A 24,224-nucleotide genomic window follows, 5' to 3' on the forward strand; every position below is an offset into this window, starting at 1 on the left:
TTTGATTATGTCAATATTATTAATAATAAATTCGCAACCGCATAAATTATGGTGCAATCAATATAAATTATAGGTATAAATTATAAAAAAACAATAATCCATAAGCTGATTACTAAGCAAGTACCATTTAATTAAACATTGTAGTCTAAAAATGGCGTCCAATTAATTTATAATATAAAAACTTTGCTCTACAGGTTTAGCCGATTGAATTTTATCTACAACTCCGTATTGCCATGCAACAACAGTAACCTTTATTGGAAATTTAGCCCTTGGTGGTATTTTTGTAAAATACAACATGTTACCTTTTAAGTAAGCAGGTCCTTCTTTTACATAATAATTCACTTTTAATCCCATATCTGAAGTAGCATTTAAAGGCATTTTTTCAACACCTTCTTCAACATTTTTTATAGGATAAAACTTAATGTTTTGCTCATTTCCAGATTTGTTCACCAAAGGAAAATGCATATTTAATTGCTGAACCATGCTTTTATATTTATCATCTCCTTTGTTATAAGCCAACAACCAAATATCATTACTTCGTTTAGGATTGCTAAAACCCATTCTGTAAAAATCTATTTTAAATGTGGTATCATTTACTTTTTTTACTGGACCACAAATTCTATCAATTTTCAATGAAGTTTTTGAATGATGATTAGTTTTTTTCACTCTAGAAGAATCAGCATAAAAAGCATTTATATTAAAAGTAATACCATCATTTAGAGGTTTAAAATCTAAATGATAATTTGCATGTGTTTTACTAGGAATTAAAGCCTTTCCGTTTTGTGAAATACCAATATACTGCTCCTTTTTACCTCTAGATTTAGCATAATATGTCTTTGTTGCTTTCGCCATTTCTTTGTCAAACACCCAAGAAGATGAATACCTATCTCCTTTGTATTTTTTATATTTAGTTGCAGTGTAATTAGGGACACTATCTTGCCTCCATCTATCCATTAACCAACCTGAATTAGGAGATACTTTCTTTAGGACTACGGAATCATTTAACAATGATTTTTTAGGTAATCTTTCTACAGCTACTTTTTCTATATAATTGGCAATATAATTGACCAATTCATCTGAATAATCAAAATGTCCATGACCAGCATCGGCAAACCAAGTAATTACACTTTTAGGATGTTTTTGTTGATATTTAAATCCCGGAGTTAAACGATCTTCCCACCATTCATATTCTCCCATCACAAATAAAGCAGGAATGCCATCTATATTTCTATTTCCCCAATCGGGGTTAGGCCTTCCACTGCCTGTTAAATTGGTCTGAGGTGCATCACCATGTATAGAGATTAAAGCAATGGTTCTATCTGGTATAAAAGCTGCAAAATTCCAAGGAAAACTAGCATAAGCCGAATGTCCCATAGGTACAATAGGAGCATACAACAATTCTTGATATCCAGAAACTTCTGATAAAGATTTCATAATTTCTTCAAAAATTTTATCTTCATTTTTTTGAACATCAAAGGTTATAGCAAAACCTGGAGTTACCCAAATCTCCGCAAAACCAATTTCAGTCATTTTCTTTCTAAAATCATGATGCTCTAATACCCCTTCTTCAATCATGTTGTGCTGTGTAAAAACCACCCCTTTTACTTGTTTACAATTTTCAGGTATCCATAAAAAAGCTTGGGGATTATCATTGGTTTCGTTAGAAACATAAGAATCAACCTTTACGCTCCATTGCCAAACTTGTGCAGATGCACAAAAGCTTGTGATAAACAGACTTATAAACAAAAGTTTTTTAAGCATTTATATTATTTTAAATTCCAATAAATATTGTAACGCTCTCTATGTAAATCAAACAAAGGAATAAAAGTCAATTCTTTGTTTTTTAAACCAACTGTTTTAAATGTTAAAGGTTTATTTTCAACAGGTTTTAACCAATTTTTAAACTTATCTCCTTTTACTTCTAAATGATTATTTAAAGTAGTAGGAACATTATAATCATAAGTATAATAATCATTGTGTAGCTGAGGGTTAGAATATGGAGCTGGTTTTTTCATTCCCTCTGTCCCTAATTCAGCAGCCATTACAATAGGTCCATACATGACTACTGCGATATTTGAATTATCTTTTGATACACTCCAATGTAATTCCATCGGATACGTAATTTCTACCTTATCATTATTTTTCCAAATCCTATCTATATTGATATAACTCCCTGGCTTATATTTTACACTGATTTTTTTACCATTCACTTTAACTGTTACTCCTAAAGTAGCCCAAGATGGATACCGAATAAATAATGTCGTATTTACATTTTTATTAGTTGATATTGTAAGCGTTGTTTTGTCTTCATATGGAAATTTGGTTTCTTGTTTTAAAGTAAGTCCTTTCTCTTTCCAATGTAATTCTGAAGGAATAAAAAGATTTACAAAAAGTCCATTGTCATTATGGTAGTAAATCGCCTCACTATATTTGGCTTGATTTTCAAAACCAGTACCGACGCAACACCAAAAAGATTCTGTAGGCGTGCTGTAAACTTTATGGCTACCAGGCAACATTGGTAAAAAATATGCTATCATTCCCGTTGCCGGATCTTGTTGACCTAAAATATGATTGTACAATGCTTTTTCATAAAAATCAGCATATTTTACATCAGCCTCTAAACCAAATAAATGTCTTGTTAATTTTAACATATTGTAGACATTACAGGACTCTCCCGTATACCCAGATAAATGTTCTGTTTGATTATCTGGCTTAAAAAACTTTTCTTTATCGCTATTACTTCCTGTTACAAAAGAATGATGATTTACAACTGTATTCCAAAAAAACTTAGGAACTTCTTTGTTTTCTTTGTTTCCTTCTATTTCATAATTTCGGATCAATCCTATTAATTTAGGGATATACGTATTGGCATGTTTTTTATCTAAATTATCTTCTTTTTTCTTTAAAGGGTCTAAACTTTCATTATGATAAAAGAACTCCCCTAACCATTTATACTTTTTATGACCTGTAATTTCATAAAGCGAATAAAAAACATCATTCATTCCGCCAAACTCATTTCGTAACATGATGGTTCTTTGCTCAGGAGATATCAATTGTAATTTGTCATAAGCCCAGTTTGCCATACCTTCAACTGTTTCTAAAGCTAGTTTATTGTCCGTATATAAATACTGATCTATTAAACCAGCATACAATTTGTGTAATGTGTACCATGGCGCCCAAACTCGTTGTCCAGCAATATTTCTGTCAATTAAATTTTGAGGATATGCACTTAAATAGCCGTTTTGATTTAATGTTTTTTGTACCTCAGCAAGTCCAACTATAATACTATCAGCCTTTGTTTTATAAACATCTTCCTTTGTTGTAGCATATAACAATGCCAATCCTGATAAAATATGACCTACAGCATGACCTCTAAGTTCACAGTCTAAAGACTCCCAACCTCCTAGTTTTTCTGTGGTATCATAACCTCCTTCATAACCACTATACACTCCTGCATTCGTTCTAAAACTGTGCAATAAACTATTTGTTTTTAAAGACAAAATCCAACTACTTTCACGTTGCATATTTTCCTTAAATCGTGAATCTAACAAGGTCACGTCTTTCATATCAAAAGCCATAGCTTTTGTTTTAATATTGTCTTTTAAAGCTAATTTATCTTGATGTTGCCCGGGATAATGAGACTGCCCCATTGAAGCCATTACGCCTCCTAAAAACAATAGTATTCCTATTTTAAATTTCATAATTTCTTATCTAAATAATTATTATTTCTTTTCAACTCTAAACCAATCAAAATCAGCATAACCACCCATTCTAACATCTTTTTCGCTTACACAAAAAATACCCATTTTTACACTAATCCAAAGATCTTTTTGAGCAATAAAACTGGTTCCTATCTCTTTATACTTTTTACCATTTTCACTATAATAAAAAACACAAGTTGCATCAGGGGCAACAACTTCCATTCTTAAATAAACCGTATTTGATTTTAATTCTTTTTCTGCAATAACTTTTTCTGCAGCGCCACGAATAGCATTATCACATCTTACTTGTTGTATCCAATATTTCTCGTCATGATAGGCAATTCCAACATACACATAGGATTGCCCCATTATTATTAATCCCGCTCGTTTTCCTGGAGTTTCCCACTCTATATTTAAGGTAACTTTTGTAGTTGTTTTAAAATTTGGAGCAGGTAACTTTTGTAATAATAAACTAGGCATATCCCACAAATTAGGAAGTTCCTTTTTATTCATTGCAAACAATCTTAAATAATCGGTTCCTGGAATTTGAGCACTCCATTTTACTGATGAATTTGCATACCATTGCCATTGTAACCCAGGTTTTCCATTGTTAAACTCATCGCTTTCTTTTGGAGAAGACACAGCCATACCCTGTACTGGTTTTTTATGAGTAAGGATTGGTTCTCCTATCCCATTTCCATCTAAATCCTTTCCCATTTCTGGCCAATTATCATTCCATAACATAGGAGTTACCCATAGCACTCTTCCATAAACAGCCTGATCTTGAAAGTGTACAAACCAAGAAGCTCCATCTGGTGAGGTTACCCAAGCTCCTTGATGCGGTCCATTAATGGCAGTACCTCCTTGTTCTAATACAATTTTCTCTTCATAAGGCCCATAAATATTTTTAGAACGCAAAGCCAATTGCCATCCATTTTCTACCCCTCCTGCTGGGGCTAGTATATAGTAGTAATCTCCTTTTTTATATAATTTTGGACCTTCTAAAGTGTGATGATTTTCATGCCCGTCAAATACATTTTTACCTTCGTCTAAAACTTCAGTCCCTTCTTTATTCATCGTACGCATGGTTAACATACTATTGATTCCTGCGCGACTACCAGCCCAAGCATGTATTAAATAGGTGTTTTCTCCATCCCAAAGCGGACAAGGATCTATAATGCCTTTTCCTTCCAGAACCAATATAGGTTTTGACCATTTACCATAAATATCCTTAGTTTTAATCATATACACACCAAAATCAGGATCTCCCCAATAGATATAAAACTCATTGTTATGATATCTTATAGAAGGTGCCCAAACCCCTTTACTATGCTGAGGAATATTAAACACCTCCACTGGAATTTGCTTTTCCAATGCGTAATTAACGATTTCCCAATTCACCAAATCTTTGGAGTGCAATATTGGTAATCCTGGGATACAATTAAAACTGCTCACAGTCATATAAAAATCATCTCCTACCCTAATGAGATCAGGATCTGAATAATCGGCATATAAAACAGGATTTGTGTAAGTCCCATCGCCATTATCAGCTTGCCATACTTTAGACACATAATTTTGTGCTATTACAGATTGAAAGGATAGTAGCAATAGTAGGAAAACGCCTTTTTTCATTATAGTTTATTATATTAAATTACATTTCTATTGATTTTTCTATAGCTAAAATCATTCTTACAGGTCCTAAAAGCCCTGATTCTAGTAATGGATCTGTTTTTTCAAAATTTTTCCAAACAGAAAAAGTAGTTCTATCACCTGGTTTAATTTTATTTTCTTTATACCACTTAGGAAGTTGATGAATGAACTTATCTTTACTAAACTCATTTTCTACAGCTAAATATTCATCTCCTATTAACCTATTAGCCCACAAATTTGTCACTTCAATTTTTATCGTGTTTTTTCCATGAACCACGTATTTAGTAATGTCTGCACAATAAGGTTCTTTCCAAAGCAATTGAACTTCTTTGTCATTCACATAAACTTTGGCGATAACTTCTACTCTACCTAAATCCAACAAAAACTTTCTCCCGCTTATGAATGCCGATGATTTTAATTGAATCGTTTTTGAATACACCATCGTTCCTGAAAAATGCTTCACGTTAAAATCTGAATGCTTTCTAAGTGACATTAATTCACCTATTTTAATAGCACTAGGTGTATTCTTTAATGACCCTAGAAATTCTAGCTGCCAATCATGGTTATAATCGACTACTTGACAATCATTGATGGCAATAGTTTTTTCATCGCGTCCCAAAAATTGATAAGTCCCATTTTGAGTAAACAACCACGCATCATTTTCTGATGGTTCAATAGCCGAAATTAAACTTAAAGATGGTATTCCTTTTTTATAGCTTAGTAAAATGTCTTCTTGTGAAAGGCTCTTTTCTTTTAAGATAATATCAGTGTAATTCCCTTCAAAAGAACTTACTATCTGATCATTACTTGAAGGTGTCTCTAAACCTGGATGTACTTGATATTTGGACGTACTTCCTTCTTTTACCATAACGCCATTTATAAATAGCAATGGTTTGTTATTTCTATAAATCAAATCTATATAAGACCAACCTTCAATCATTATATCCAACTCCAACACGGTTTCTCTTTTTGTAGCTTCCTCAAAAACCTTAATCCCATTTTGACCTATAGAAATGCCACACGTTGCATGGTTTTCACCAAATAATTGTTTACCATTTGATGTATGGCACAACATACCTCTACCTTTATGTGCATAAGAATCTGGTTTTGCCCAAAATGACAAAGAAAAATCACCAAAAACATCTTTATACTTTAATGTGATAGGGGTTTCAAAAGGTTGTGTAGATAACACTAATTCACTACCCTTCAAAATAGAAGTATAACCTAAATTATTTACTGTTTTTCTAAACATTACAAACAACGATTGTGAAGGTTTCATCTCCAAACTAATAATCGTTCTATTGTCTTTAATTTCAAATACTGGACAACTTATAGTCTCTCCAGTTTCACTATCCCAAAATTCTGGTTGATATCCCGTAATTCTAAAAGAACAATTTACCATTTCTTTTCTTCGTTTATGATTACTGATAAAGTAAAATTCCGCATCTTCTATTTTTTTATGTGTATAATGTAGCATGGCATCTTGATTTTCAGAAGTATATTCAAAATCGGGTGCGATGCTTAATTCTTTAAACACTTCTTTTAACGGAGTTCCCCAATACAGTTTACCTTTTCCATAGCTTCTTTTCTGAACAGAAACACCATCTAAATTGCCATAAAATTCTGACACAATATCTTGAATTTCTTTGTCGTTATTAGAAAGACCATACGTTATAGATGGTTTGTTTTGTACAATTAATATCATGCCTTGATCCACCAATTCTTGTAATCTTTTCAAGGTTTTTGGAAAAATAGCTTCTAAATTGGCCAGTATACATACTTTATACTGCATCCCATCGGGAAGGACAATTTTTCCATTTTTAATAGCAAAACGACTAAAAAGAGCATCAGTTCCTACCACATCGCCAACATAACCTTTTGGCAATATATTGTAGATATCTGGTACACCCGAAGCTGCTTCGTCACCTTTAAAATAGCAAACATCTGCAACTGTTAAACCTTGTTGTAACAGATATTGCGATCGTCTTAAATAATTTATCCAGCCATAAGCCTGTTCTGCCCACGTATTATTTCTATCAAAATGAGTTCCAAAAGGTCCCATAGTCATCCCTGGAAATCCAGTGGTATATGGTTGATGTACAAATGTGTGAAAAAGTAATCTATTGATTCCTAAACTAAAAAAGTAATCCCCTTCGGCTTTTAAAGAGTATGGATAATTCGTCCATTTACTAGTTAAAGGCATTCCCGTAAAAGCTTCGGCTGCAACCACATTTTTCCCATAAACATGCCCAATTGAAGTGGCTTGCTTAGAGGTCATATCACTACCATAAATATATCTAGTCCAAAATTCAGACATGGGTACATCTAAATATTGACCTGCTTGCAAACTATCTAAATTTCCATCACCATAAGGTTCTGCATGGTATTGTAATCCGTGTTGATGACACAACTCTTGGCAACGTCCATAATAATTTTTTGAAAGTAATTCGGCTTGGGTTTTTCTCATATCCCACAAAAAGCGTTCTGTACGATCTATAGAATCAATAATTCTACCGGTCATAGCTAACAACCATCCTCCTATTTCATACCCTCTATTTTTTTTAAATTGAGTAGGAACTGTTATTGACCAATTTTGTTTACCTGCTTCCCAAGAATCTGTTGTAAATCCATTAAAAGTATTTCCTACAAATCCATCTAACTTTTGAATAACTTTGGATAGAAATTTATCATAATGAAAATCTACTGCTTCCGCTCTAAATTTATCAATTTCTAAGCCTTTTCCAGCATCAGGATGTGCTGCTGGTTCTTCTCCCGTAGTGGTATGTCCCATTCTAACAATGGTCCAATTTCCTTTCTTAGGAGCTTTCCATTTTAAATTTCCTTCAGCATTCATATATTCAGTAATATCTAATATGTCTTTTGAATGGATGATATCATCTGCATTTACTTTAGATATGTTGGCATTATTATCTCCATGTGTCCAGTTTGCTTTCCCTGGCCAACCCGCCAATCTGGGTCCTGAAATAAATTCTACGGATGACAACCACGTTGAATTTTTGGTGCGTAATCTAAAATATTTAGCTTTTGTCGCTTTAAAATTCTGCATAGCAGGTGTATCCATTTCTCTTAAAGCTGGTGTATTAACGCTTGCCAGTTTAAAATAAGACATGCCATCAAAAGAGGCTTCAATTATAAAATGCGGCGGATGATCTCGCGGGCCATCAAATAGATCTTTTGGGATTTCAGCTTTTCTTATAATAGTGATAGAACGCGCTTCAAATGGGTTTAAAAATTCAAATTCCAATACAGAATCCTCTTTATCTTCTCGTTCTAATCTAATTTTGCTTTCTGGGTTTTCATCAAACAAAACAGCATAATCTATCTCTTTTCCATCAAGTGTCACTTTCTTTATATGATCTTTCATCAATCCCTTTTCGACAGAAAGCGAGGGATAGGCAAACACGTATGCATCTTTATAAAAACCATGTTTTTCTTGTGGCTTTGGTAAAGTGCCTTTTATTTTTCTTGTGTTTTTAAACTGAGCTTCTGTCCATACCAATTGTTGCATACTCATTTCTGGTGTCACCCAAGGACCACCAGATCCAGAATAACCGGCACCATTATGAAGCATGAATGTCATATTTAATCTATGACATTCTTTAGTGGCATGTACTACCATATCTAACCACTCATCACTAGCATAATCCACATTCCCTTTTGGAATCCCTACGGCATTGTTAAAACAAAGTGCGCCTCCAATACCTATACGATACATGGCTTCTAAATCCAATGTAATGCCTTGTTTGGTTATATTGCCATTCATCCATTGCCAAAAAACCCATGGTTTTGAAGCATTTGGTGGTGATTTAAATCCATTTTCTAAATCTGAAAAGGTCAAACTATTAGAAGTCAAACTCATCGCAGACAAACTTGAAGGGAGCATCATCAATCCTGAAGACCCTAAAATTGTATTACGTACAAATTCTCTTCTGTTCATTATTTTAATTGAACTTTTAATGGGTTATTTATGATTTGAATTTGTTTTTTTAACATGTTATCCCAATCCTCTACATTAGAGACCTGACCACTTTTTGTCCAAGCAAAACCAGCATAATAACTCAATGAATTCCCTTTGGGCCTAGTAACAATTAATACCTGACTTTGATCTGATGTTTTTGAATCATAATTAATAGATTCTTTTACCAATGCAGTATCTATTAAAACCCCTTCTCCTACAAAAGCATCTTCAATAGGTTCCCAGTGTCTAAACAATCCTTCTTGATTTTTCATTTTCACAGTTCCTTTTCCCTGATGTTTTGTAATCCCTATGGTATAATTAGGAACTTCCTTTTCTGATACTAATTTTATATCAAATTTTGAAAAATTACTTCCAAGGTCTAAAGAAATTCTTTTGGTTTCTTTTACATTGTAATTACTCCAAGGCGCATAGTCTAATTCAAAAACGGTTCTTAAAGGTCCTGTTGCAATGGCTCTATAAGCAATAAAGTTTTTAGAAACATACAAACTATCGTTTTCCCAAATACCAATTCCACCATCGCCTCTACTTTTACCTACATGGTATGGATCATAACCTTCACCATGATCGATATGGTAATAGCCTTCGGTCTCTACATTTTTAGCATACCATTTATCTATAATAGAATAATCTACACGTTTTAACCAAAGATCAATACCACTAGACAAAGTGCCTCCATATTCATTTTCTTCAATTCTGCGTTGTGCTTCTGGTCCATAGGTTCTAAAAGCCACTTTATCATTTTCCCAAGTATAATCGTCTGTTCTTTCAGGAACCAACCTCGAAAAAGTAACTGCTTTTGTTTTTTTAACATGATTGATACTATCTATAACTATAACATATTTTACAGAGGTATTTGCAGGGGTTTCTGCTTGAAACAATAAATCATCCATTATACCGTCTTGATTATTATCTATCCATTGGGTAAGAAGATATTCTTCTGTATCCTGCTTTTTAACTTTTATATGTTCTTGGGCATTGTTTTTTAACAATAAAGAAAGTTTATTATATCCTACTGCAACGATTTCCTTTCGTTCGAAATCTAAACTATTTGTCACTTCTACAGTAATTTCATTTTTTTCTACTTTATTGTTACAGCTCGAAAAAAGAGAAAGGACAACAATACTATTTATGATTAAAACATATTCCGGTGTTCTTTTCATTTTTGAAATTTTATGTTGTTAGTAAATTCCCTTATTGTAAAAAAAGTGTCATCTTGTTTTGATATCACCTTATCATTAATTTTTAAGTTTTGGATAGTCACACCCATAACCTGATTGTCCTTATTATAACCTTGAATTAGGGAAGGGTTGGGAAGCGAACCTGTGTATGTAATATTTTTGAGTACTACCCCCTCTATATGTCTTCCAGGTGCAGCACTATATTTCTCGTTAAATAACACTCTGAAATTAAATAATTGCCCTTCTTGTATATTATCTATTCTAATGTCTTCGTATCGGATATTCTTGATTAAGTTTTTATCACTTCCTGTAATAGCCAAACAACCTTGGTAATTACGGTCGTCTTCATCATGCTCTAAAATATCTATGTTAGAAAATGTAATATTTTGAATGGTATCACCAACATGTTCGGCGTTACCATGTAAACCAATATTTGTAGGGTGCGCAATATCTGCCCAAAGAATGGAATTCTTTATGTTATAATTCTCGGCATTTCCATAAAAATCCCAGCGATGTGCATAAATGGCAATACAGTCATCAGAATTTCGCATGAAGACATGGTCAATTTCCACATTAGAACACGACATTAAATCGATCCCGTCGCTCCATCCATTACTACTGAATGATTTTATGTTTTTAATAATTAACCCGTTTGCTTCTCCTCCATATATGGTATAGTGTTTTGGATTGATGAAGATTAAACCATCTATTGTTACATTTTTTGAATATCTAATTTCTACACCTCTTTCTGGTTGCATAACAATACCCCTACCAATTATTTTTACATCATGTGCTTTATCAACTAAAAATTTGGCTTTTACAATGGCTCCACCATGTACATACACCGTTTTACCTGAAGGAATGTGATAAACATCCCCTGGTTGATCGTTTGGCTGATGTACTCCTGGTCCAAAATAAATAACATTAGGATCGTTAGGATCCGGTCTGATTTTCTCTATAGGATTTGCAAAAACATGTAAGTTTTGTAGTTTATATCCATTAATTTCTAAGGAAAGATTCGTTGGTTTATCTAATAGGAAAGTAATTTCATTACCATTTACATTTGGATGTACTCCTAATGTTTTTGGTCTAATTTCAGCTTTATAAATATTTCCATTATTCTTTCTAATCTTTAGCTCAATTTTACCATTAAAATCAAATTGAACCATTGATGCTATAGATTTAGTATCCAAATCCACCTCTACTTTATATTCAAAAAGATCTTTCCACTCTCCATTAAGTTCTCTAACAAGGACAGTAAAATCATCATTATGTGCTGAATATTTGTACCCTCCTGGAACCTCATAAATAACAATATTTTGTTGAGCCTGGATTTTTAATGTAAATACAAATAAGATTAACAAAGGAAGAACTAATTTCATTTTTAATATTTTAGTTTTTAACGATGATTAAATTGTAAAACTTTTCGAATATCTATCACAAGCCCTGGACTGCTATAAAAAGATGAAAACCCATCCTTATTTGCCTTTTCAACATTTACATGCGTTAAAAAAAAGCCATAAGTATTGGTTGTTTTATCAATCCAAGGGTAAGTTCCTGCCCAACTGGGGCTACTAATTAAAACAGCGTTTCCATCAGCATCTAATTCTTCCCGCCATTCGCCCAACCCGTACACTGCATTATGTTTTAATCCTCTTACCCTATTGACATAATCGGGTTCTAAAACTGGATTGTTTATATCCCCAACTTGGTTTGCTTGCATGTCTTCAATAGACGATTTTTTCAAAACCTGTTTACGCTTATAAACTCCATTATGAGAAATCATCTCTAAAAAACGAGCATAATCATGTAAAGTACTTTTTGCACCACCCCCTAGCATAGGTGCATGTCCGCCACCATCATCTACAGGTGTAAAATGCGTGTTTTTCATTTCTAAAGGTATTGCTATTCTTTCTTGAAATAAATCCTCAAAATTTTTATTGGTAGCCAATTCTGCCATTCTACCTGCTACTTGCATGGCTAGTCCACCATAAAAAAACGCCTCTCCTGGATTGGATTTTGCTGGTAAATGAACAATATGCTTTACTGATTCCTCTAAGTTTTGATAATGATCTTTAGGCTGCCCTTCTGGTTGATAATCAGGAAACCCTGACGTATGAGAAAATAATTGTTTTAATGTGGCTTCTCCTTTGATATCCGTAAACTCTGGCAGCCATTTCTTTACTTTATCATCCCAAGAAAGTTCCGTATTTTCAACAACTGAAGCAACCGTGGCTGCTGCTAACCATTTGCCAGCTGATGCAATAAAGGTTTGTGTTTCTTTGGTATAATCTCCAAAATAATCTTTATAAACAATGGTGTCGTTTTTAGATACCAATATTGAAGCCCCAGAATAATACCCCTTATCAACCCAGCCTTGGATTTTATTTTTAACAACACTAAAATCGTAATGATTCTTATTAGACTCTTGTATTTTCTCTTCCTTATTATTCTTACAGCTAATTAAGAAAACTGCACACAACAATACCTTGTAAACGCTTTTTATATTATCAAAAAATAACATTAGTTTAATTCTATTTTAATGGCTTGAAAAGAAAGCATAGGAAGATTAAAAACCACTGTTTTAGATTTTTTATCATATGTACCCAAATAGTTTTTACCAGAAGCATCTGTTAAAACTGATTTTTTAATTTTATTGACCTCATTAATCTTTAAATACGTATTTCCTTCGGAAGAAAAATACAAGTTACCACTTTCGTATTTTAAAGATGTAGAAGCTGCATCTCCTTTTACTTCTAGTGTGTATTTCCTATTAGAAATGGATTTTCCTTTACCTAAAAACAAAGTAAATTCATCGTTATATTGACTAATAACCCCGTAAGTTCCTTTCACAGAAAGCTCGTTGTTTTTTAATTCATCGTTGTCATTTGTATTTGAAAACACAAAATTTTCCTTACCCGATTTTTCTACGATATGAATTCCAACGCTTTCTGTATTTCCAAAATAATCTACCGTTTTAATATTTGAATTTCCATTTTCATTTGGTTCATAAATAGCAACAAAAGGTCTATTCCATGCTTCCCCGTTTTGTTTTACGACTAATGTAGGTATTGGATTATCATTAAATGCCTCTGGAAGTGGACCATGACGAAACGCTGTTGATTTTGGTGACATTACAGAAAATACTTCTCTATTATCTTCTCCTTTAAACCATACATTCATATTCACTGTTCTGTCATTCATCTTCAATGAAAATTGTCCTTTAAAGTCATCATTGGTTTTTATGGATTTTTTGTCCCACATATAATCATAGGCCATTAAATCGCCATCACCAAAAGCTAAAGACGAGGTGGGTGTCAAGGCTAAAGGTTCGTCATATATACTGGTTAAATTTAATTGCTGACCCAAATTATGGTAGAAATATTCGTGTTTAATGTCTTTATTTTCTTTTTGTTTAGATCGGAAAATATCGATATAAAAACCACATATCTCATTCTTGATAATTCCCATGACTCTACGTTGATTACTATGGGTTTCTGGTTCTAAAAACTCAATATCAGAAAACGTATAACCTTTGATGTTTCCTTCTTTATTTTGACTTTTTGGATACATACCTAAAACGTTAAAAGCATGATTGCTTTTCATTTCAGGATATTTTGACTTACCATTAACAATAACCGTATTATGAGCAGGAAACTGTGTGTAATATTCCGCATATTCTATAGAAAAATAACTAGAACCATGTCCCATTTCTGGAGCCATAGGTAATCCTTTCCCGTATAATTCCATAGCAATGCCATTAGAGTGCATATGATTTCCGAATGAACCTATCTGGCTAATCATTAAAGCATCATCTTCATCATCACCCTGACGTTGTACCAACCAACTTGTGTTAGGTGCATAAAACAATGGTGATGTAAAATCTGACAATTTACCAGGTTTTATTTCACTTTTAACTTGAAAGGCTTCTGACGAAAATAAATCTGAAATATTTCTACCTACAAATTCTCCACTAAATTCATTTTCATCATAAATGGTTTTCAGCATTTTAGTAAAGTAAACCTCATCTTTTTGTTTTTTATATTTTTGAGCATTCTCAATTAAGTACTTTATAGGTTCTGACCTAAGGTGACCATAATGTCCATCACCAAACGCTACTTGAAATTTATTTGGATAAAGATATTCTGCCGCTGATTTTACCGCTTGCTTTAAAACGGGCATTTCTGCTATTAAATCAATCTCAAAATTACGATCATAAAATTCAGCAAAATGAATAAAGTCGTTTAATACATTCATTGAATATCCTGGACTTTCATTCCAAATACCTGTATTCTCATCATAGCCATAATCCATTAATTTTTTCATGGACCACTGACGTGTGGACGTTTGATTCATTATTTGGTCTAAATAGTAAGTTGCTCCCTTACCATTTTCATAATGACTATTATTTTCTAACACCAAAGCGATGTTCGATATGTGTGCTGCTTGTAGTAAATTCCAGTTATTGAAACTCACGCCATTTTTAATAATTAAATCTGCCCATTTTTGTAGGGTCGCATCATAGATTTTTAAATTCTCTGAATGATTATTGCTGATGTAATTATGTAAAAAATCATAGCATTGTGTCACTTCATTAAGCACATGTTCTTGAATGACTTCAAACTGCGTATAACTTACCAATGTTTGATGATGTCCGTGACTTAAATCAATCGGTTCATTTAAATAATACACACCTTTTAAGTAAGTGTCCAATATATTATATGCTAAATCGGCATATTTTTTATCATCTTGATACCAATATAAAAAAGCAGCATCTCGTGCAATACTCAAAATTTCTCGGTTAATAGAAGCTGTGGTACCACTAGTTGATGGTATGGATGCCCATTCCCATACATCAGTTGTTTTATTTTGAAGATACAAGCCTCTGGGATCATCCATATACGGTGTCACATCTTCTAATTTTGGACGTTTATAATCTGATGGCGTTCCACGTCCTCCTATAAATTTCACGGTAGGTACTGGTGCTTCTCCTTCAGCATGATCATAACTTCCTCCATTAATATATACTTGGTTTGACCTACTTTTCCAATACATTTGTAATCGGGATACTAACCAAGTTTTATCTTTTTCATAAAATTCGATATACTTTACTAAACGGTTTTTAGTATTATTTATAATCTGTGAAGCCCATTTTTCATTTTCGACTAATTTTTTTACTTCACCTAAAGACATATCTTGTCCAAAAATTCGAGGATGTTGTTTTCCTATGCTTTCTGGAACTGGTAATTTTTGTGCATAGGTATTAACTATTACTATTAACAACGCCGTTAAAACAAATAGTCTTTTCATTTTTATAAAATTCATTTTTTTTACCTTAAAAATAACAGTTGCTAGTAAAATTACCAACAACTGCTATTTTGACTAAACTAAAGTTCAAACAAAAACACTTATTAAACCATTTTGTTTGAAAAAGTAAATTTTAGTAAACTATTCTAAAACTTACAAAAACTAAACTAACTCAACTACTAATCAACTATTTTTTTAATTTGAATAGCTGTTCCACCAGAGGCTAACAGATTCAATTTTATTTTTTTTCCTTTTTTAACTTTTACTTCTTTAACTCCAACCTTAGTCTTCGTTTTTACACCCGAATCATCTAAATAAATAATAGCTTTGTACTTTGAGCCCTCATCTAAAAAATCTAAACTAATTTCTAAATCTCTTGCATCGTTATTTGTAATAGACCCAATGAACCAATCTTTACCAGATTTTCTTGCTATAGTAATATATTCGCCTATTTTTCCGTTTAATATTTTTGTATCATCCCATACTGTTGGTACGGCATCAAAAAATGCTATTTCGGGTTCCCTTTCATACATATCGGCCGTATCATACCAATATAAGGTTTGAAGTGGGCTATACATGACAACAGACAATGCTAATTGGTGCGCGTGCGTTGTTTTTAATCTTTTATCATAATAACAAACTGTATAATCGCCCATACCAGCAATTCCTCTTGTAAATGGTAAGGTTGTATTGTGCGTGGCATCTGGAAATTCCTCATTACCCCTTATGCCTTCAACAGTCATAATATTTGGTAACGTGCGTTGTTCTCCAGTTACTCTAAATTCATCATGAATATTAACCATTAATTGATTATCAGCCGCTCTCTTAATGGACTCATGCAACCAAGTAGTCCAACGATGCGATCCTACTTGCACGAAACCATACTTTACACCTACTACACCCCATTCTTTATAAAGTGGAAAAATTTCAAAATCTTGTTTTAATAAGGCCTGTTGATTGACATACACCCAAATACCAATACCTTTTTCCTTACCATAATCAATAACACTTTGCAAATCTAAATCGATATCTACTGTACGCGCGTCAGAATCGAAGGTAAAGGATGGGCCGTACCATTTCCAGTCAAATAATACATATTGTAAATTATGTTCAGCGGCAAAGTCAATCCATGCTTTAGCACCTTTTTCAGTTAAAGATATATCTCTAACTATTTTCCCTGGCTTAATCCAGTTTGTATCTTTTATAGCACTAGGCTCATTTAAATTTAAAAGAATATCATTATTCTCAATTAATTCACCTGCTGTATCAGCAGCCATTATAACCCGCCATGATGTTCCAAAATAAGGCACCTTATCTATACTTTCGTACAAAGCTGTCTTAATGGTATTTTTTTTTAGGTCGCTTAACTTAAACTTGGTTCTAACAAAATCTACCAAACCAGCTTCGGCAATACATGCATATAAACCATTTTCCAATTCTAAGGTTAAAGGTCTTTCACTTTCTGTTGGCCAATCGTTAAGTGGTAAAAGTTCATATGTTCCTTGAGCCCAAGGTTCAAACCATGCCTTAGTGTTTTTAGCAAATGTAAATTCTGTGTTTTCTTCAGTAATATGATAATAGATTCCCGTTGGATTGGTATGGAAATAATATCGAAATGCAACACCTTGATTGTACGCTCTTAATTGAATATCCATTTTATAATTAGAACTGGCTTTTTGCTCAAACGTAAGCACTAATTCATTATAATTATTTTCAATGGTGTTTCGTTCTCCAAAAATTGGCTTCCATGTATTAGAAACATTATTAACTTTAAAATCTGTTAGCACCAATTCATCCATCCAATTACCTTTTGGTTTATCCTTAACAGCCAAAGCCCATTCATTAAGATGATTATCTAGTTCTATATTAAACCGAGAATCTAGAATAACTTGCTTTCCTTTATAATTAACACTGTATTTAATAATTGATTTACCCAAATCATCCAATTTTTTAGAAATATTTATTTCGTAATTAGTATCTGGCGATGTCAACGATTTATGAAAACCATTATCTGATTGCCCGATAGATATCAGATAACTAAAGAAAAATACTATTGATAGTTTTACTTTGTTCAATTGTAATGAATTAAAAGATTGATAATTTAAATATGTAATTAGTATAGCAATATTATCCAAAAATGTATAATTTATGTATAAACTATCATCCATATACTATAAAAAAACACCCTTTCCTTATGTATTAAACAAAAAAGCAACACTTAGTTTAGTGTTGCTTTAAAATATGAAGCTATTATTTTATTTTTTATTTAACAACCAATTTAGCTAAACTGTTGTCAACTTTCACAAGATACATTCCCGCACTTAAATCATGATTGATAGTCACTTTTTTAGAATTTGCACTAAATTCTTTATCTAATACTAATTTTCCTAATACACTGTATACTTTAACCTGTGCTGTTGCTTTTGAATAGTTGTTTTTTAAATCAAGATTAAATGAATTATTAGTTGAAGGATTTGGATATATTTTGAATGTGCTATTGCTGGCATTAAAATCATTAAGTCCCAAGGCAGATTCATCCATATCTCCAGTGCCATCTTCATTTGTGTTTTTATAGGCTTCTAATGCAGCAACGTCAACAAATGTAGCTATCCAATCAATTGTGTAATTAGGATTAGCTGTAACATCTGCAATTGTAATGTTTATTTTATCAATTTGAATATTGCCTGCTGAATAATTAGCATCACCACTAAAATCAAAATAATAAATAGTATTGCCCGATGATGTTAAAACAGATCCCGCATTTGAATACCTACTACCTCCATTGTTAATCCATGTATTATCAGTAAAATTATGTATCTCAACTTTAAAACCAGTTGCAACTCCAGTAGGTCTATCACCTATAAATTTGACAGCTATTATTTTATCTGTCGTTGAATTAATAGTATAATTAGTTCCTGCTAGAAATTTTAAATCCGCACGATATTTTGTTTCTCCTACATTTGTAGATTGAGGTCCCATAGTAACCACTAAATGACCATTAGAAACCATACTTGTACCAGCTGGAACACTGGTATTTGTGTTTTGGGGTTTATTATCGACAAACCAGTCTCCAAAAGATGTAAAAATTTGGTTCACATTACCCTGAGCAGTTGTTACGTTTACTGTAAAAAATAATACAGCTACCATTAAAAATTGTAATTGTTTTTTCATAATAAATTAGTTTAATTTTTACCATTCTTTAGGGCAATGGCTTTAACCCTTTTGTGTTTTTGTAAATCTAAATGTTAAAAGAAAAAAGGAGTTTAAATTATAATTCAATAACTATAATTTAAACTCCTTTTTTAACTGATATTCAATAAACTACTACTAATTACAGAAGCCTATTTTTAGAATCTATTCATCAATTGCATAAAGTAAGGTTCCAAAACCTAAAGAATCGTAACCTCCACTGTTAGGTCCATAATCTCCTCCTCCACCTTCAATTGAGCCATTTGCCTCTGAGGCTAATTTAAGGTAGGGTGAACTTAGTCCCTTACGTATCACATAGTGATAATACAATAAGTCCCATATAGGTCGTACATTACCTCTTGCATCGGGACTAACAACAGTATGATTTACATTGTCACAATTATTATAAGGCTGAAATGGTACACTTAAATTAGCAACATTATATTTTGCACTATACTCGGCACCTTTTAAAATTCGGTTATCATCATAACCAAAAATGTCATCACCTTGACTGTATGCCATTTGAGCAATTTCCCCCAACATTCCAACACAAAGTAATGCATGTCCTTGATCACGCCCACTTTCTTGTAATTGTCCTAACCCATCTGGATGTATAAAATAAACGGCTTTGTTTAAATTACCATTACCCGCACCAGTTTTTAAATAGTTCATTGCAAAATCATATTTATCAGTATCATCTGTTAAAACAGCAATAGCTAAAATTGAAGAAATATTAGCAAGATCCCAATTTGCCCAATAGTGACTGATACATGTATTCCAATGTGTATCAATAAATGCTTTATTGATTGGATAAAAAACATCAACCATCCATTTTTTGAATTTATCAAAATCTGAAGTAGTCCAACCAGAATAATCTCTCATTATTTCAGCAGCATTTGCAAATTGATACCCATAAATTCCTGCTCCTAATGCCTTATTGGAGTTACCACTTATACTAGTACAAGTTCTTGCCCAAGAATTTAAAACAAAAATCGCTCTTTGCGCATAAATATCATTACCTGTAACTTTCCAGCGAATAGCCAATTGAAATGCCGCTGCCGCATCATTAAAAGCTACACTATAATTATCTGGTTCTGGTTCTTCTGTTGAACTTCCTCCTCTAATTAATTTTACTACTGGATTAGGGGTGTAATTTGATTGCGAATGTGCATTATTAATTAATCGATTCCACCCTGACATCCAAGGTTCTGCCCCTGCATTAACTTTAATTTTAATTCTGTCAAAATCTGATTGTTTAACTAAAAGTCCCGGATGTACAAAAGTTCTAGCTTGCACTTCTTCTATTGTTATTTGCTTGGAAGCTGTAGTTCTTACATTATTTCCTTTATTTTTTGAAGTAATAACTACATCAATTGTATTATCTGCAATTAAATCGCTGGTAGCTACGTCAACAGAGAAAGCTCCACCAGACACTATTGTTGTGTTATAAGCAGTTCCATTTACTAATACGATTACACCGTCTCCTGCTGCTATATACCCTCCTGTTGCCGATCCACTTACTGTATGATTTGGTCGTTTGCGTTCAGTCACATCAATAACATCATCATTTGCTATAGAATTAAATATTATAGATGCTGTTTTTGTAGTCCCTGCATCATCACTACCGCTACAACCCACTGCTCCAAAAAAAGTATAACAAATGAGTAAATTAATTAAAAAAAGTTTTTTCATAGCTTTATATTTAATATTAATAATTAGAGACGGATTCTAATTAATGAATCCGTCTCTAGGTTAAGTTTAAGACTATTTTGACTAATTAAGAAAAGCATTAAGTTCTGCTTTACTTTTAAAAGTTCTAACCCAATCAATTTGATAACCCGTTTCTGCAGAAGTAATATCAGCAATTTTAAATTGCCAAACATTTAGTTCTGTTCTTTCAGTATATTTATCCGAGACATCATAGTAAATTACATTTTTACCAACAAAATCAGTTAAATAGGTGTTATTTGCTCCTGTGTAAGGATCTAATTTTATATTTCCTGCGGCTGGTTTATAATCACCTGTTTCATTAAATGTAATCTTCATTGCTATAATTGGATATTCTGGATTGTATATCCAAGAGGCTTTATCAGCTCCTCCTGGGTAAGGAAATTTACCCAAAATAACATTGTAAAAATCTGCTCTTCTTTTATTGGTGCCTGTAAACTGAGCTGGATCAAAAGTTACTTTAAATTTCCCTCCTTCAATTTTAGTAGTGGCATTTTGAGCAGCTAACCAATCGCCTGTAGCATTTGCGTCATCAAACTCAAAAATGTATTTACCTTCAGGTAATGATGCATATGCATTTAGAGCCGCTAAATTTTCAAACGATTGTACCCAATCAACCGAGTAACCTGTTTCAGGACTTGTAATATCGGCAATTTTCCATTGAAATGTAGTGAGTTTTGTAGGCTCTGTTTGAGATAACTTAGCACCTGCACCAAAGGTATTACGAATATCATAATAATAAATATCACCAAGTAATATTCCATCATAGTTGTTAGACCCATTTTTATAAGAACCCAAATTAGTGTCAAGAATAAAATTACCTGTGGCTGGCTTATTAAGCTTAATTGCAATAATAGGGTATAATCCAGCATGAACTTCTGCTCCACCGGTTAATTGAAAATCGGCTCTACGTTTACTTGTTCCAACAAATTGACTAGAGTTAAAAGTAACATTCATAGATCCACCAGAAACTTCGTTGGTCGAACTATGAGTTGATACCCAACCTTCTGCATAACCATTTGTGTTAAATTGGTAATTCAACCCAACAAATGGATATGAAAATACTGGTGTCTTTACAAAACTATCCTCAAAAATAATAGTTATTGGGCCTGTACTACCTCCGGCAGGTACAGTAACAACTATTTGCGTATCTGTTACAGACTTTACAATGGCTGGCACGCCTCCATTAAATTCAACAGTAAATTTTGTAGGATCAGTTCCAAAATTTTCACCAGTAATGGTTAAATCTTGACCAACACTTCCTTGTGCAGGAGAAATACCAGTAACTTTAGCCCCTGGAATAAAAGTAAAATCTGTTGCTGTTTCCTTAGTATAAGTCCAAACCTTAACTGAAATTGGTCCTGAAGCGGCATTATCTGGCACAACAACTACAATTTTATTATCTGTTACACTAATTATATTTTCTTTGGGTGCTGCTTGACCATTAAAAAAGATAGTAACCGCTCCTTTATAAGTTCCAAAATTCGAGCCATTAATGGTGATTTGATTACCCGGACGCCCAATTGTTGGATTAAAATCACCAACTGTTTGTTCTGGATATTGATGAACTTTTAACTCATCATTTTCTTGACATCCCGAAAGTATAAACCCAATTATTGCAATACTTAAGATATAAGTTATTATTATATTTTTTTTCATTTTTTTTAATTTTAGATTATTCAAAAACTTCTACAATTACCAACCTGGATTTTGCACTAATGCTGGATTCAGGGCTCTTTGTGTTGGAGGAATTGGAAATAAATAATTTTTTCTAGAAAAATTTCTGTTAGATGCAGGATCAATAACAGACACTCTTCTTGTTCCCACTGCTGTTGTTACAGATTTCTCACCATAAACAAAGTCTGTAGGTTTATATAGACTTGTATTAGTTTCATAAACTGTTCCTTCTATAACAGCACCTAGTACATCTTTATTAAGTTCTTGCTCTGCAATACCCCATCTTTTTAGATCGTCAAACCTGTTATTCTCACCAAACAACTCAATGGTACGTTCTCTTCGTATTTCATCTAACATATTTAAACCATTAACTGAAACCAATGTGTTTGTTAATGGTGCAACACCTGCACGTGCACGAATCTTATTAATAGAAAGGTTTAAATCTGCATCAGAAATAGCTCCATCTCTTTCATAAAGTGCTTCAGCATATGTTAAATACACTTCTGGCAAACGAAGAAATGGATAATTAAAAGACTCTTCCAATGCTGCTCTATAGGTACCATAATTATAAGACCGGAATTTACGTGCATCAATTCCTGAGCCAGAAACACCATCACTTGCTGCTTTTAGAGCCACAGAACCATCGGTTGGAATATTTCCTCCAAAGTAAGCCTTCAATCTGTAATCTCTATTCTTGAACTCATCGGACGTTTTATTATAACCTTGAAATAAAGGTGACTTATCAACAGGAAGTCCATCAGTACATAATACCATATCCATTAACTTTCTGCTTGGAGATAATCTTGAAGTAACTGTATGGCTTATATTTACACCACCTTTTCTCAAATTAAAATCATAAATTCCTTGTATGATAAATTCTTTATTTGAACTTTTATCAAACCCTCCAGGATTAGAATTACTATCCTCTAAATTGAATAAGTAATTACTACTTAAATTATTTAGTGTAGCATTTTTATTCCAAAGCTCATAACCACCATTGTCCATTACATCTTTACTTAAAGTAATTGCTTCTGTTAAATAGGCGGTGATATTTGCAGACGATGTTCCTGAACCTTGAAAATCGGTTGTTACGCCTACATATTTCTCCCAAGTAGCTTCATATAGTAATATTTTTGCTTTAAACGCTTCTGCACCCCATTTACTTATTTTCCCTTTGTCTAAGCTACCAATATTTTGTTCTGTTGGTAAACCAGCAATGGCTTTATCTAAATCAGAAAATATTTGATTTATAACTTCATATCTACTATTACGTGCCCCATAAAGTTCTGGAGAATCTAAATCAACAACCGTTGTAACTATTGGAATGCCTCCAAATCGTTGCAATAAGAAAAAATGATGCCACGCTCTAAAAAAATATGCAGTAGCAACAGATTGTGAGATATCAGCAGCATTACCTTTATATTCATTAGCTTTTTGTAGTAAAATATTAACATCTCTTAAATAATAGTATGTATTATCCCAATATTTATCATCATTGGTAATAGTATTGGCTCCTCTACCCACTTCAAGTGGTAATCCATTTAAATCGGAACCAAAATCCATAAAATCATAAATACTACTTTCAAAACCATTTGGAGTTCCTGATGCCTTAGTTGGTTTCCACCCCACCAAACCTATGTATAATTGGTTAGCAGCATTAGCAAATTGTTGTGGTGTTTTAAAGTATGCCGCTTCGGTAACAGAATCTAACGGATTTAGTTCTAAATAATCTTTTTCACAACTTAAAAGCCCAAGAAAAAGAATCGTTATAGGAATTATTATTTTTTTCATAAT

At 32.8% G+C, this 24,224-nt stretch carries 13 protein-coding genes; all 13 read right to left on the bottom strand.

From position 1 onward, the window contains the following. Nucleotides 1–162: 162 nt before the first annotated feature. The 13 genes from ACFQ1R_RS13415 to ACFQ1R_RS13475 all read right to left on the bottom strand — a co-directional run bounded on the left by ACFQ1R_RS13415 (nt 163) and on the right by ACFQ1R_RS13475 (nt 24,221). On the bottom strand, nt 163–1,761 hold the full coding sequence (locus tag ACFQ1R_RS13415) for a hypothetical protein (RefSeq protein WP_379926782.1): 1,599 nt from the start codon (nt 1,759–1,761) through the stop codon (nt 163–165). Between the two features lie 5 nt (nt 1,762–1,766). Continuing rightward, a complete protein-coding gene (locus ACFQ1R_RS13420; protein ID WP_379926783.1) occupies nt 1,767–3,701 on the bottom strand; it encodes a glycoside hydrolase family 127 protein in 1,935 nt (644 codons plus the stop codon). 21 nt (nt 3,702–3,722) lie between these two features. After that, nucleotides 3,723–5,309, bottom strand: a complete 1,587-nt coding sequence (locus ACFQ1R_RS13425) for a glycoside hydrolase family 43 protein (RefSeq protein ID WP_379926784.1) — start codon at nt 5,307–5,309, stop codon at nt 3,723–3,725. A gap of 43 nt (nt 5,310–5,352) precedes the next feature. Beyond that, complete coding sequence (locus tag ACFQ1R_RS13430; protein WP_379926785.1) at nt 5,353–9,309, bottom strand: glycosyl hydrolase; 3,957 nt, start codon at nt 9,307–9,309, stop codon at nt 5,353–5,355. Further along, the gene (locus ACFQ1R_RS13435) at nt 9,309–10,511 is read right to left on the bottom strand and encodes a DUF4861 family protein (protein WP_379926786.1); all 1,203 of its coding nucleotides are present in this window, start codon (nt 10,509–10,511) and stop codon (nt 9,309–9,311) included. Before ACFQ1R_RS13435 ends, ACFQ1R_RS13430 begins: the two co-directional genes overlap by 1 nt. Next, nucleotides 10,508–11,722 (bottom strand): glycosyl hydrolase family 28 protein, encoded by a 1,215-nt coding sequence (locus ACFQ1R_RS13440; protein WP_379926787.1) that lies wholly within the window; start codon nt 11,720–11,722, stop codon nt 10,508–10,510. The genes ACFQ1R_RS13435 and ACFQ1R_RS13440 overlap by 4 nt, the downstream gene beginning before the upstream one ends. A gap of 206 nt (nt 11,723–11,928) precedes the next feature. Next, nucleotides 11,929–13,053 carry a serine hydrolase domain-containing protein gene (locus tag ACFQ1R_RS13445; protein ID WP_379926788.1) on the bottom strand — a complete coding sequence of 375 codons (1,125 nt, stop codon included), beginning with the start codon at nt 13,051–13,053 and terminating at the stop codon, nt 11,929–11,931. Next, nucleotides 13,053–15,839: a hypothetical protein gene (locus tag ACFQ1R_RS13450; RefSeq protein ID WP_379926790.1), complete on the bottom strand. Its 2,787-nt coding sequence runs from the start codon at nt 15,837–15,839 to the stop codon at nt 13,053–13,055. Before ACFQ1R_RS13450 ends, ACFQ1R_RS13445 begins: the two co-directional genes overlap by 1 nt. 176 nt (nt 15,840–16,015) lie before the next feature. Further along, nucleotides 16,016–17,911, bottom strand: coding sequence for a glycoside hydrolase family 97 protein (locus tag ACFQ1R_RS13455; RefSeq protein WP_379926791.1), 1,896 nt, complete (start codon nt 17,909–17,911; stop codon nt 16,016–16,018). A 187-nt stretch (nt 17,912–18,098) separates the two neighbouring features. Beyond that, nucleotides 18,099–18,983: a T9SS type A sorting domain-containing protein gene (locus ACFQ1R_RS13460; protein ID WP_379926792.1), complete on the bottom strand. Its 885-nt coding sequence runs from the start codon at nt 18,981–18,983 to the stop codon at nt 18,099–18,101. Nucleotides 18,984–19,190: 207 nt separating this feature from the next. Beyond that, nucleotides 19,191–20,717 carry an alginate lyase family protein gene (locus ACFQ1R_RS13465; protein WP_379926793.1) on the bottom strand — a complete coding sequence of 509 codons (1,527 nt, stop codon included), beginning with the start codon at nt 20,715–20,717 and terminating at the stop codon, nt 19,191–19,193. An 81-nt stretch (nt 20,718–20,798) separates the two neighbouring features. Then, a complete protein-coding gene (locus ACFQ1R_RS13470; protein WP_379926795.1) occupies nt 20,799–22,412 on the bottom strand; it encodes a DUF4979 domain-containing protein in 1,614 nt (537 codons plus the stop codon). 36 nt (nt 22,413–22,448) lie between these two features. Then, the gene (locus tag ACFQ1R_RS13475; protein ID WP_379926796.1) at nt 22,449–24,221 is read right to left on the bottom strand and encodes a RagB/SusD family nutrient uptake outer membrane protein; all 1,773 of its coding nucleotides are present in this window, start codon (nt 24,219–24,221) and stop codon (nt 22,449–22,451) included. Nucleotides 24,222–24,224: the final 3 nt, after the last annotated feature.

Origin of the sequence: Mariniflexile jejuense (assembly GCF_042675665.1) — a bacterium.
Lineage (GTDB): Bacteria > Bacteroidota > Bacteroidia > Flavobacteriales > Flavobacteriaceae > Mariniflexile > Mariniflexile jejuense.